The 13,876-nt window shown below is 33.3% G+C and carries 9 protein-coding genes; all 9 read right to left on the bottom strand.

Annotation, left to right across the window (positions count from 1 at the left end; translation table 11 throughout):
* Positions 1-12: 12 nt before the first annotated feature.
* The 9 genes from aroA to OZP09_RS10325 all read right to left on the bottom strand — a co-directional run bounded on the left by aroA (position 13) and on the right by OZP09_RS10325 (position 13,865).
* Positions 13-1,236, bottom strand: coding sequence for a 3-phosphoshikimate 1-carboxyvinyltransferase (gene aroA / locus OZP09_RS10285; protein WP_281310715.1), 1,224 nt, complete (start codon positions 1,234-1,236; stop codon positions 13-15).
* Between the two features lie 135 nt (positions 1,237-1,371).
* The gene (locus OZP09_RS10290; RefSeq protein WP_012022600.1) at positions 1,372-1,698 is read right to left on the bottom strand and encodes a nucleotide pyrophosphohydrolase; all 327 of its coding nucleotides are present in this window, start codon (positions 1,696-1,698) and stop codon (positions 1,372-1,374) included.
* 2 nt (positions 1,699-1,700) lie between these two features.
* The gene (locus tag OZP09_RS10295; RefSeq protein ID WP_281310716.1) at positions 1,701-3,692 is read right to left on the bottom strand and encodes a DUF3858 domain-containing protein; all 1,992 of its coding nucleotides are present in this window, start codon (positions 3,690-3,692) and stop codon (positions 1,701-1,703) included.
* Position 3,693: 1 nt separating this feature from the next.
* On the bottom strand, positions 3,694-5,724 hold the full coding sequence (locus OZP09_RS10300) for a transglutaminase family protein (RefSeq protein WP_281310717.1): 2,031 nt from the start codon (positions 5,722-5,724) through the stop codon (positions 3,694-3,696).
* Between the two features lie 23 nt (positions 5,725-5,747).
* Positions 5,748-7,655, bottom strand: a complete 1,908-nt coding sequence (locus OZP09_RS10305) for a DUF3858 domain-containing protein (protein WP_269237709.1) — start codon at positions 7,653-7,655, stop codon at positions 5,748-5,750.
* A 63-nt stretch (positions 7,656-7,718) separates the two neighbouring features.
* The gene (gene dtd, locus OZP09_RS10310; RefSeq protein ID WP_269237710.1) at positions 7,719-8,171 is read right to left on the bottom strand and encodes a D-aminoacyl-tRNA deacylase; all 453 of its coding nucleotides are present in this window, start codon (positions 8,169-8,171) and stop codon (positions 7,719-7,721) included.
* A gap of 108 nt (positions 8,172-8,279) precedes the next feature.
* Positions 8,280-9,257, bottom strand: a complete 978-nt coding sequence (gene rsgA, locus OZP09_RS10315) for a ribosome small subunit-dependent GTPase A (protein WP_269237711.1) — start codon at positions 9,255-9,257, stop codon at positions 8,280-8,282.
* Positions 9,258-9,397: 140 nt separating this feature from the next.
* The gene (locus OZP09_RS10320) at positions 9,398-12,523 is read right to left on the bottom strand and encodes a DUF2135 domain-containing protein (RefSeq protein ID WP_269237712.1); all 3,126 of its coding nucleotides are present in this window, start codon (positions 12,521-12,523) and stop codon (positions 9,398-9,400) included.
* Between the two features lie 259 nt (positions 12,524-12,782).
* Positions 12,783-13,865 carry a bifunctional 3-deoxy-7-phosphoheptulonate synthase/chorismate mutase type II gene (locus OZP09_RS10325; RefSeq protein WP_223683413.1) on the bottom strand — a complete coding sequence of 361 codons (1,083 nt, stop codon included), beginning with the start codon at positions 13,863-13,865 and terminating at the stop codon, positions 12,783-12,785.
* Between the last annotated feature and the right edge of the window lie 11 nt (positions 13,866-13,876).

The raw sequence follows: 13,876 nt of genomic DNA on the forward strand, positions 1-13,876 counted from the left end.
GGTTAATAATTTTTAAAGTTCTGAAATTTCAAAGTTTAACTCTTTTAAATCATTCCAGAAATCGGGATAAGATTTAGATACTACTTCTGCATTTTCTATAATAATTGGCACTTTTAAGGCTAAAGGCGCAAATGCCATTGCCATACGGTGATCGTTATAAGTGGCAATTTTCACATTATGATTCATTGTATCAGAAAGTCCTAAAGTCAAACTATCATTTGTCACCGAAATATTGGCTCCTAATTTTGTAAGCTCGATTCGGAGTGCTTCAAGCCTGTCTGTTTCTTTAATCTTTAATGTATGCAGCCCGGTTAAATGACAGCCAATTCCTAATCCTAAACAAGTAACTACAATCGTTTGAGCAATATCTGGTGTGTTATTAAGATCAAAGTTTACAGTTTCAAGTTTAAAATCCGGCTGTTTTACTAATGTCATTTTGTTTCCTTCGAAAGTAGTTTTGACACCCATTTTTTCATAAATAGAAACCAAAGCCGAATCTCCCTGCAAACTATTTTCTTTATAACTGCTCAAAGTTATGGATGCAGCGTCTGCCAAAGCAACCAGACTAAAGAAATAAGAAGCCGAACTCCAGTCCGATTCTACAACCATTTCTTTTGAAGCAACAGCCTCTTTTGTATAGACTTTAATTACGTTTCCTTCAAAACTGGTTTGGATATCCAGATCATTCAGCAAAGCTAAAGTCATTTTGATATACGGAATAGAAGTTATTTCGCCCTCTAAAGTAAGTTCTAAACCATTCTCTAATTTTGAAGCTACTAACAAAAGGGCCGAAATATACTGACTGCTCACATTTGCAGCCAGGCTTACTTTTGAAGCGGTTACTTTTTTTCCTTTAATTCTGATTGGCGGATACCCTTCTTCTTTTTCATATGAAATTTCAACACCAAGTTGCGCCAAAGCTTCTACTAAAATTTTTATCGGTCGTTCCTGCATTCTGCTTGAACCAGTCATTACAACTTCACGTCCTTCGTTTACTGCAAAATAAGCCGTTAAAAAACGCATCGCTGTCCCGGCATGATGAATATCTACAATCTCGTCATTTCCCACAAGGGCTTTTTGCATTACCTCGCTGTCATCAGAATTAGAAGTATTAGCAAGGGTTATATTTGGAAAAAGCGCCTTTAAGAGCAATAAACGATTGGTTTCGCTTTTTGATCCTGTAACAGCAATCTGGCCTTGTAAGTTTTTATGGTTGGTTTGAAGTAATAAATTCATCTATATAATTAATAAGTTGTAAATTATGAATCATGAATTATTAAAAACATAATTCAGACGCGCAATTTACCACTCCCCATTCATAATTCAAAATTGAAAACCCATAATTCAAAACTTATGAGTGATATTTCACAATTATTTCAATTTATCGTTGTTTTTGTGACGATCCTTATCCCTAACCGATTTTAAATCCATTTTTTTATCAAAAGCAGCCTGTAAATCGATTCCTGTTTGATTAGCCAAACATAAGACTACAAAAACAACATCAGCAAGTTCTTCGCCTAAATCTTTGTTTTTATCACTTTCTTTTTCTGATTGTTCCCCGTATCTACGCGCAATAATCCTCGCAACTTCACCTACTTCTTCTGTAAGTTGTGCCATATTGGTCAATTCATTAAAATAACGGACACCATGTTCTTTTATCCAGGTATCAACGTCTAATTGTGCGTTTTTCAAATCCATTACTATATTTTTTTAAGAATAATTTTTTCGCCTTGACTTGTGATTATTTTTTGAAAAATTTCTTTTAAGCCATCGTACTGATCTTCTGCAAAAATACTACTCTTAATTTCTGTTGAGCAAATAATCTGAATTTTGTTTCCTTCATTATTAATATTAAATTTATACAAAATTACATTATTCTCAGCTACAATCTGAATAGGTTTTGGAAGTGTCTCAATAACATATCCTTCAGGAATTTCAAGATTTATATTTAATTTTTCCTGACTGGGATACCCAAAATACACGGGCATTTGTCTTTTCTCCTGATTAAAATAATTTTTAGTTGTCGTAAAAAACAGCATTGGGGATATAAACATTTTGTCTCCAATAATTTCACATTGATTTTCTGAAATAAAGTCGAATGCTTCAATAACAGGCTTTTCAACATTTGTTTTTATATTTTCAACTGCATAATTTGAAATTTTAGCATTTTCTAATTGTTCTGCTAATTTTTCCAGATAATTCCCGGTACTTTTGTTTGCATTTGCAATTCTAAAACGATAAGCATCATAGTCGAGTTTATGATTTCGGATTTTACCTTGAAGCACTCCTAAATTATTGATTTTAGCAATCATCATCACATTTTCTTTTGATTGTGCAGCTGGAACCAAATTTATTTCTTCAGAAGATCCGTCTGATTTTATAAGCCTCCCTTTCCAATTCAATACATTTAAAGGCAGAATATTAGGAGAAGTAAATTTATGCGAAGCGTCTAATAAAATTTGTTTTCCATCAATTTCCGCAGCAGCAATAACATAATTAAACCCGGTTCTTGTGGGATATACCGGAGTACCGTTCTCAATAGTACTAACTAACACAGGATTTGCCTTGATACCTGCAAACTCAAGCATATTAATTAAAATAAAATTAATTTCGGCTACGTTACCAGTTTGGTTTTTATAGGCTTCTTTTACTCCTTTGTCTGTATAATAATCATTCTTTTCATCCCAGTTCATTTTATTCTGGACAAATTTAAAAATGATATTCAACCTTTCCTCTGGTGAATTAATATTAATCAATATCCGATTTAGATCTTCCGTTAAAAACATTTTCTCATTGAGTTGCTTCCCAAAATTTTCATTTTTAAAAATTGTTGTAGCAACACCCTCCCAGGTTTGTGCATAATCTTTGACAGGCTGCTCTGGTAAGCGAACCCTTTCCAGTTCATGCCGAATTGAAATTCTGTAATTTTCAAGATTATCTACATAAGGCTCCTCTATAAGAGCCGGAATATCTTTGCATGAATAGACCGCATCGATCTGCCTATAGTTAAACGATCTGGATTGATTATATTCATTGGTAAAGTTCTGGTGTCCCCCAACCATTTTAGATTCTGTCACAATATTCTGATATCCGATTAGTAATGGTTTATAAATATAAAACTCAGGTATTTCTGTTTTATATTGAAAATAATTTACGGGTACCTCATACTGACATTGGAAATCGGGAAAATTGACAATGTTTTCCGACTTTAAAATGTATTTGAATTCCAGAATTGAACCCACTTTTACATTAGGAAAAGTAATTGTTTTTTCATTCCAGTATTTATTCACATTGTTTTTAAAAACTCCCTGTCCGTCTAATTTAGTTTTTATAATATTTTTATTTTCAATATTATAAGTAAAAGCATTAGAAAATTCCAAATAATCCTTATTCATATTTTCATATCCTACATAATACTTTACTTTTTGATTGGCCCAGCTAAGTCCTTCCTTTTTATATATTTTAATTTTAAATTCATAAACATGATTTGCTGTAAAACCGTTTTTTATATCGTAAATAAAAAAAGTTTTGGCTTTTTTAAACAATATAGCTGCAGGAGCAGAACTATCTTTTGGATGAGCTCTTTCTTCTAATTCTGCAACTGTTACTTTTCCTAACTCGTAATTTTGGGCTTTGACAGTAATAGAAGTAAGAATTAAAATTATCGAAATAATTATGGCATATAATTTCATTTTAAATTTTCTTTAAAACAATTTTCTCGCTTTCTTTTGCAATCATTGCTTTATAGTAATCTTTGAGCATTTCATATTGGTGTGTTGATACAATTGCTTCATTAATTTGATGGGAAATTACCATCTGAAGCGTATTTTCATTAGCTGCAATATTAAATTTGAAAGAACCTAAGTTATCTTCCATGGTCATTGCAGCTGGTGCAGGAAGTGTTTCGACTGCATAGCCATCAGGAATTTTAATTGTGATGTTATATTTGTCCATAAATGGAAATCCAAAATCAACCGGATATTCTCTTGTTTCCTGATTAAATGGGTTCTTTTCAGTAGAAAAGAACAACATTGGGCTAACATATATTTTACCCCCTATTACTTCACATAAATTATTCCCGGTAAAAGAATAAGTTTCTATAATAGGTTTCAAAATCTCTTTTTCGTTTGTCTTTGAATAGTCACTGATTTCTATTTTATTATTTTTGTTTTCGAGTTTTTCCAGATATTCATCTTCTTTGGTACTAAAAATATTCTTTCTTGTAATCATGGCGTTATAATCTGTACATTGTCTTCTTGCCTGCCCTGTAACTTTACCTTCAGGATCAATATTATAAGTCAAAAAAACAATATCATTAGACGCCTTCTTAGGCATTAGGTCGATTTCTTCAGAAGTTCCGTCCTTTCTTATTAATCTGCCCTGCCAGTTTAAAGTTCTAAGCGGTAAAACATTTGGAATAGAAAATTTATCAGATGCATCTAATAATATATAGCCATTTTCAGTTTCTACAGCTGCAATTACATAGTTATAGGCTGTTCTGTTAGGGAATAATGCTACCCCGTTTGATCTTGTACTAACCAAAACCGGATTTGCAGTTAAACCCGAATGACGTAACATTGCTGTTAGCATTAAATTTATCTCGGCAATATTTCCTGATTTTTCCTGATAGGCTTTTCGCACTCCTTTATCGCAGCTGTAGCCATAATATTCATTCCATTTTACATTTGATTTGACATGATTTAAAATAATTAATATTTTCTCTTCAGGGCTTGTTACTCCTGCTAGTAATGCTTTTAAATCATCTTCAAAATATCCTGTCTTGTTTAATTCAGGACCAAAATCATCATACTCATAAATGGTCTTCGCTACTGAACTCCAATCTGTAGAAAAAGTTTTAATTGGACTATTAGGAAACTTAACCATTGAAAGTTCCTGCTCCAGGCTGGAGGTATAATTGTCTATGTTATTAACAAATGACTCCTCTTTCATCGCTGGCAAATCTTCAGCTATGTAAGTAGTTTTTGCTTCGATATAATCTATTTTATCCTGAGAATACTCTGTTCTTGTTGCACCTCCTCCAAATCCTCCCGTTGAATATCTTTCTTTAGAATTTATCAGGATTGATTTGTTGTTTTTTTCTGGATTCACTTTAGGAAACACATATCCCTTTTGTCTGACATTAAAAATATAATATTCCGGAATGTAAGTTACATACTCTGAATAATTTACCGGAATATTGGTTTGAAAAGCCCAGTCGCGCATCATTGTGATGTTAGATGTTCTGATTGTATAACTGTATTCTAGTACTGATCCTTCTTTTACATTAGGCATTGCAATTTTCTTTCTTGCCCTGTATTTATTTACTTCTTCATTAAAAATACCATCACTTTTGAGTTTGGTTTTTTCTATTTTTCCGTTGACTAAATTGAAAGTACACACATCGGAAAAATCAACTTTTTCCCTGGAATCATTACTTGCATTATAATATATCACACCTTGGTTTGCCCAGTCATAGCCTTCCTTTTTATATATTTTAATACGCGCTTCAACATGTGTGATTAAAACAAATCCCTCTTGTTGGTTATATTCAATAGTTGCCGTCCCCTTTTTGTACAAAATCGCTGCAGCCGCAGATGAATCTTTTGGATGCATTTTCTGCTCTAGTTCAGCAATAGATACTTTTCCTAATTTAAATTCCTGTGCTGTTGTTTTAGAAAGAATAAAAAGCACAACTAAAAAACTGAAAAATTTAATAAACTTCATTTGGTTTGTTTTGATTAGTATGATTAGTTTCTGGTTAGTATAATCTTGGCATTATCATTTTTTGATACCTGCTCCATAAAAAGACGGTATTCATCATATTCTTTATTAGAATATTTTCCTTTGTTTAAAAACATGGAGCGTTTGTAAGTAAGTTTATTATCTTCCTTTTTGATAATTTCTGTTTTATATTCGCCAAATTTCCCTTTTAATTCAAAATTCGAAGGGAGAAATTCAATTGAAAATCCGGCTGGAAGATTAACTTCAATTTCATCTGTATCTAAATAACCACGCTGAATCTGAAAAGGATTTTTACGATTTCGGATGCGTTTAACATTACTTTTACTTTGATTAAAAACATCTACAGGAAAAATCATTTTATTAGCCGAAATCACACCATAATTCGTTGCACTTACCTCTATATCTTCAGTAAAACGAATCTTTTGTTTATCATTTGTAAAAGTTATTTTCCCTAATTTTAAATTATTGATGTTGCTCCAATACTCTTTATAATGTGCTTCTTTTTCTGTAGGCTGAAAAGTTTCAGTCCTGGACTTTGAACTGTATTGAGAACCTTCTGAAGTTATAAAAATATGACCAGAAAGATTACCATTTTCATCAATACTATAACTTCCTTTATCTGTTTGGGTATTTCCTTTATCCTCATATATTTTAGTCCTCACAATTATGCCTCCTTCAGGCTTAACGACCAAAACATCCCTGTCATCTGTAAAAGTACCCTGATAACCAAATGGATCATCCTGGCTTGTACATTCCAAAAAAGTATAATTCTCTCCATTTGGAACTGCTAATATCATGTGATTTCCCTGCATCGAAACAAAATCAGACTGAATATTGGACTTGTAGCGATCACCATATAAAATAGTATTATAAGAGGGAACATCAACCGCTTGTAAAAGAGCCTTGGTATAATTGGATAATGCTTTACAATCACCATATCCCAAGCGATCTACATCTGTGGCCAACATAGGTTTCCATCCCCCAATACCTATAGCAATATTTACATATCGTGATTTTTTCTGTACATAATCATATACAATTTTTGCTTTTTCGACAGGGTCTTTTTCGTTTCCGACAAGTGCTTTGATTTTAGTCTTAGTTTCTTCCGGCAGCTCAGTAGTCCCTGTTAGAATTTTATCTCCATACCATTTACCAAAAGCTTCCCATGTTGTTGCTGTCCCGTCTACTCCTTCTAAGTGAAATTTTTCAAGTCCCATCATAATTCTCGGATAAAGATCACGTGAAGACGGGCTAAGATCTTCAGCCTTCTGAGCTAAAATATTAATGGCCTCGTAACTTAGCCTGGTATCCGTATCAGCCGTTTTTTTAATATTAAATCCTGAAAAATAAAACTCCTTCTTTTTAAACCCAAGATTATTCGGAAAAGTGACATTTAATACACTTTTCTCAACACTAAGATAATACCCTCCTAAAAAATACCATTGTGGTATAAAAGCAGTATTAGAAGTTTCCGTTTCACTGCTATAAACAATAGTAAAGGGATATGAAACTGGCGTATAATTTAAATAAACTACTCGGTTATCTGAAAAAAGGGTGCTTCCGCTTACAGCACTTTGGTCTCTAAAATCTTTTCTTTTAATCTTTTTGATTTCATTCCCAAAAGCATCATAAACAATGGCTTCGATACTTTTAATTGAGGTTGTTTTATCATAGTGCTGATAAGCATCAATGTCATTTAACCCTTTTTCATTAAAAACTGATACTATCCGCTGTTTCTTAATGTTCATGCTTCTTTGCGAAGCAATAGTAATATCCATTTGATCCAAACGCACAACGGCATTGGCATTTTCTTTGAGACTGTCTTTAATTATAGAAGTTGGATAAGTGTTTTTCTGAGCTGAAGAAATTGCGCTAGACAACAGAAAAAGCAAGACGTAAAAAGAGGTTTTCATTAGTAAGTATTTTCGCCAAATATATATTATTTTCCGAAATACTTTAACAAATATTTAATAATTTTATTCCCTGTTTTTACTGTCCATTACTATTGTTACAGGACCATCATTTAAGAGACTGACTTTCATGTCTGCACCAAAAATTCCGGTTTGTACTTTTTTATTGAATTCTTTCTCCAAAGACTTTATGAAGTTTTCATACATCGGAATTGCAAAGTCTGGTTTTGAAGCTTTTATATACGATGGGCGGTTTCCTTTTTTGGTAGAAGCATGAAGTGTAAATTGACTTACTACAATTATATCGCCATCTACATCCTTAACCGAGCAGTTCATGACATCGTTTTCATCACCGAAAATTCGCATTTTTATGATTTTACCTGCGAGCCAGTCGATATCTTCCTGAGTGTCGGCATCTTCAATGCCAACTAAAACCAATAATCCTTTTTGAATGTCTGCAACTTTTCTTCCTTCAACGGTTACTGATGCTTCTGAAACTCTTTGGATTACTATTTTCATTAAAATTGTGAATTATTGTGAATAGGTTAGATACACTGCTGTGCATCTCTACATATGGATAATGCAATTTTGGAATTTTATATAGAAAAAGAAATATTGGGATTCAATTTATTTCCTCGTTTCATCACTAGCTGCACGATCTTCTCCATAAGTATCGGTACGATAATGCTCATCATCTCCTTCAAGAATTTTAAGATAACTGTTATAGCGTGACCAGGCAATTTCATCTTTTTCCAAAGCTGCTTTTATGGCACAATGTGGTTCTTCTTTATGCAGACAGTTATTAAATTTGCATTGATCTTTCAATTTAAAAAACTCCGGAAAGTATCCGCTGATTTCTTCTTTTTCCATATCAACAATTCCAAAACCTTTGATTCCCGGCGTATCGATGATCCTGGCATCAAAAGACAAATCATACATTTCTGCAAAAGTAGTAGTATGTTGACCTTGTTTGCTTTGTTCTGAAATAACTGTAGTTTTAAGATGAAGACTTGGCTCCATTGCATTAACCAAAGTAGATTTTCCAACTCCCGAATGTCCTGAGAACATACTTACTTTGCCAATCATCATTTCCTTCAGTTTGTCAACTCCTTTATTTTCTGTAGAAGAAATTCTCAGACATTTATATCCAATTTCAGAATAAATGTGCTGCAGATAAAGCTGATCGTCTAAAGTTTGTTCTGTTAAAGTATCAATTTTATTAAAAATCAGGATAGCTTCAATTCCATATGCTTCGGCAGTAACCAAAAAACGATCGATAAAACTGGTAGTTGTTGGCGGATTATCAATTGTAACCAGTAAAAAAACCTGATCAATATTAGAAGCAATAATATGAATCTGCTTAGAAAGGTTAACCGATTTACGAACGATATAGTTCTTTCTTTCGTGGATATTATGAATGGTTCCCGTAACTGCATCTGAAGTTTTGTCCAGTTCATAATCAACAATATCACCCACAGCGATAGGATTGGTACTTTTGATTCCTTTTATTCTGAATTTCCCTTTCATGCGGCATTCCACAAAATCTCCATTTTCAGATTTTACGGTATACCAGCTTCCTGTAGATTTATAAACGAGTCCTGTCATTCAATTCAAATTGTTGATTTTAGATTTCTGATTTTAGATTTATTCTAACCTAAAAAATAAAAGGCAAAATTACGTTTTTAGAATTGAACAACGCAACTTCACCTTTTAAATTTGAAATCTATCCTTTGAATTTGCTATTATTACCAAATAATCTCAGCTAGCACATCGTTCTCCTTTATTTTGCCAAGCTGAATTGTTTTTAAAACTTTAGTCGTTTTTCCTCCTCTAGTTGTATAAATTTCTACCATAATTGTCGCCGGACCATTTTCTGTTAGTTGTGTTTCACCAAAATAATTCGTCTTGATTTGATATTTTCCTTTAATTGCATTTCGAATTAAATACTGCTCTGGTCCATAACCTTGCGTAAAATCTTTTGAAAATCTTCCGCCTGCCTCAGTACTGGTATGACTGTAATAACATTCTTCGCCATTTGGCTCAATCACATGCAAATCTAAATCTACATCCATCTGATTCCAGTTCATTATGATTCTAATATCTATCGGCATTTTATCAATATATTTTTTATCCAATTTTCCGGTTTTCAAACCCGTATGTTCTGTAATCATTCGATTTATATCCATCAGAATAATATCTTCCACCCCTTGATATTGCCTACTCATTTCACCATAATAATTTACTTCTAAAGCTTTAATCAATTCATCAAAAGCTTCCTGATATTTTCCAGCATCTTCAAGAGTTAATGCATAATCTCTTAAACTTTGTGGTTCATGCGATCTCCATTTTACGACTTGTTTGGCTGTAAAAACGGCATCATCATAATCCTGCCACTGGCGTAAAGTATAAGTCAATGTTTTGTAAAGCTGATGATTTTCTAATCCTAAATCGGCAATATTACTAATTACCTGCAATGCTTTTTTAACATCGCCCTGATTGTAGAAAAAATGCGCTACATCAAAATAAAAACTTGGATTTCTTTCCTGTGCTTTTATTAATTCCAAATACAAATCATATTGTTTTTCTTTTGGTGCCGAAGCTAAAGCTTTTAAATATAATCGGTCAGGATTCCAATTAGTCGAATTATTTACAGTGTCAACTCGTGAGAAAGCATTCGTAATGTTCTCCCTACCATAATTCAATTCATTACCTGATAAATCCGTACTATTTGAAAGCTTCTCAGAAGAAATAGTCTCTGATACTCCAACCATCATTTTTGCTTTCATAAGATACCCTTCAAGAACTTCACTTCCAATTTTTTTATCTTTTAAATCTACAATTTTTGGTGCATCATCAGTAACTTCTTCCGATTTCGCAACTACAGGAGCAACAAATTTAACCATGTCAACTGGTGGTGTCGCCGGAGTATCATATACATTATTATCCTCTTGTACTATCTCCCTTACTGGCCCTGAGCCAACTGGCTCGTCTACTGTCAAAACTGCATCTGCATCTCCTTTTATGCTTTCTGAAAGCATTTGCCTGCTTTTCTTAGACTTTGGTAAAACTTTTGGAGCCACATATTTTTTATCTTCTTTCCACCAGGAATTTAATGTTGTAAAATAAATGTCTACATTTTCCCAATTATTCTTTTGCTGTGCCAGACTTCTGTCATGTTCCTGCTTTTTAATCCTGTCAAATTCTGCGCGTAATTCAGCAGGAGGAATAATATCATACATAATATAATCCTGAAGATTTTCTAAAACAATCAGCGAAGTATTTTTGGTTATAATGCCGTATTTCTTTCCTAAAGATTCAATTTCTTGGGCATTTTTGTCGTATTGCAATTCAAGATTGGCAATCTTTTTCTGAACCCAAAGTTTTTCGATATTCACTTCATTTGTATTTTGAAGAGCAGCGTCTAAAGTTATCTTTCTTTCTAAAACAGCATCGTCTCCATTGCCAAACAACAATGTAATTTCATTTTTAGGAATTAAAGAAATTCCGGCAAAACTAAAACTGCCCGAAACTGAAGTCCCTTCCATTGGAAACAAATCGGTAATTAAAAGGTTATCTTTAATTCCTAAAAACTTTAGATTTGTATTCGTCAATTTATCCACAGCATTTTCGGTACTAAATTGGTTTAAATTGATGAAATTACCTCCCGTTTGCGAAGCGGTATAATTTAGAAAAGCAAAATCAGCCGATACACAAGATGAAATTGTAAATACCGCTTTTTTAGTTTTAGGAAATGAATTTTCACTCAAAGATGACAAACCATCTGTAGAAAACAGATACTGATCATGATTTGCAAAATTTAACTGTGAGTAGCGTGTTCCGCCATCGTATTTTGTATTTTCTAAAACCGTTTTTAATTCACTCCAGTTTCCATTAGAAATAACAAACTCTCTTTGCTTTTCAAAAGTGTAATTCAAAAAGTACAAAGTCACTTTTGTATTTTTTATCTTTTGAAAATAAGAATCCAGCAAATCCAGTTCCTTTTTCAAATCACGAGTCTGACAGCTCAAAGAATTATCCCAGATTAAACCGATTGAAGATGGAATTTTTCTTTCTTTAGTAATTCCTTCAATAAAAGTATTTCCATAAAAATAATACTGACCGCCAACATCCTGAGTCAAAACGCCTGGCGCATTATTTTGTATCGGAACTTCAAAAACGATCTTTTCTTCTGGCTGATAATTTTCTTTTTCGAAAGACGCTTCAAAAGACTGATTCCATTTTGAAAAAGAAATCCTGGACGACTTTTCAGTAATTTTGGGTGAAGTTGTAGCGCCAAGAACGGAAATCTTTACTGAAAATTTATCTAATTTCTTAGGATAGCGGCTTACCAGTTGATACGCCAGATTATTTTTGTCTGAAGCCGAAAGTTCTTCTTCATAACCAATAATTACAATACGTTCTCCATTTGGCATCAACGGATAAATTCTGGTTCTAAAGTTATTTCCATCCACTTTTTCCAATAATCCCGGATCAACTCTTCGATGCTCAATCGCTTCAAAAACCTGCTTGCCTTTATTTTTATTTACCGGAACGGCTTCGCGCATTTTTCCGTTAATATCAATGGCATACCTCGAAACGGAAACATTTTCCGGCAGTGGAAAAATAAGTTCTGCCTCCATCTGGCGATTTCCTGAATTGAAAAAGTGCATTTCGGCAGTCGTATAGGCGATATTCCCCACCACTTTTACATTCACAATAAGCTGACTCATTCTGACTTTTTCAGCGTCTTCTCCTTTGACCGTCATCTCTGGACTTTGTGCAAAAGTTTTGGTTCCGAAAAATAACAAAACATAGAATAATAATTTCAAACTGGCTTGAAAATTTTCTGGCTTAAACATTTTTGATTTCATGACTCGAAAGTTAAGATTGTATTTCAATATAGAGATCAAAAAAACTAAAAAGGTTGGGAAGAAAAAACTTTATTTTCAAAAAAATCTAATATTGAAACCATATAAGCAATATAAGTTCATTAACGCAAAAAATCCCCAACGCAAAAACGATGGAGATTCTTAAAAACAATTAATTTTCAATTAATGCTATAAGAAAACTTTTAAATGCAGTTTACTAAAACTTAAATTAACTTATATCACTTATATGGTTCAGAAAAAATTATGCATTGAAAATTTTCTCCTGGTGACCGATACTTTCCTGGTGAATTGCTTTAAACATTCTCAAAACAAACTCTTCAGTAAGACCTTTTTTCTCACCTTCTAAAATCATTTTTCCTAAAATTTCATTCCAACGGCTGTTTTGAAGAATTGCTACGTTAGCATCTTTTTTCACCTGACCAATTTCGTCAGCTACTTTCATACGTTTTCCTAAAAGCTCTAATAAGTTAGCATCAAGTACATCGATGTTAGCTCTCAGTTTCGTCATTTTTTGGCTGTACTCATCTGTAGTATCATCCGTTTTTCTGATAGTCAAATCTTTAATGATTTGTTTCAAAGCATCCGGAGTAACTTGCTGTGCAGCATCAGACCAGGCATTGTCTGGGTCGAAGTGCGTTTCGATAATCATACCATCGTAATTCAAATCTAAAGCCTCTTGCGTTACTTCGAAAATCATTTTACGATCTCCAGTAATGTGAGATGGGTCGATGATTAATGGTAAATCAGGGAATTTATTTTGCAATTCGATCGCAATCTGCCATTCCGGAATGTTTCTGTATTTTGTTTTTTCGTAAGTAGAAAAACCTCTGTGGATAACTCCTAATTTCTCGATACCTGCCATGTGTAAACGCTCAACACCACCTAACCATAAAGCTAAATCCGGGTTTACAGGGTTTTTAACCAAAACGATTTTATCTGTTCCTTTTAAAGTATCAGCAATTTCCTGAACTGCGAAAGGGTTTGCAGTTGTACGAGCACCAACCCATAATACATCGATATCATGTTCTAATGCTAGTTTACAGTGCGCTGCAGTTGCAACCTCAGTTCCCATTAACAAACCAGTTTCAGCTTTTGCTTTTTGTAACCATTTCAATCCGATTTCACCAACACCTTCAAATCCTCCCGGACGCGTTCTTGGTTTCCAGATTCCAGCTCTGAAAACGCTTACTTTAGAATCTTTTAATTCGTGAGCAATTTTCAAAACCTGATCTTCCGTTTCTGCACTACAAGGTCCAGCTATCACAAGTGGGTGATCTAAATTGAAATCTTCTAACCACTTTCTCATTTCTTTCTTATTTTCCATCTTATTCTAAT

Source organism: Flavobacterium flavigenum (assembly GCF_027111255.2).
Lineage (GTDB): Bacteria > Bacteroidota > Bacteroidia > Flavobacteriales > Flavobacteriaceae > Flavobacterium > Flavobacterium flavigenum.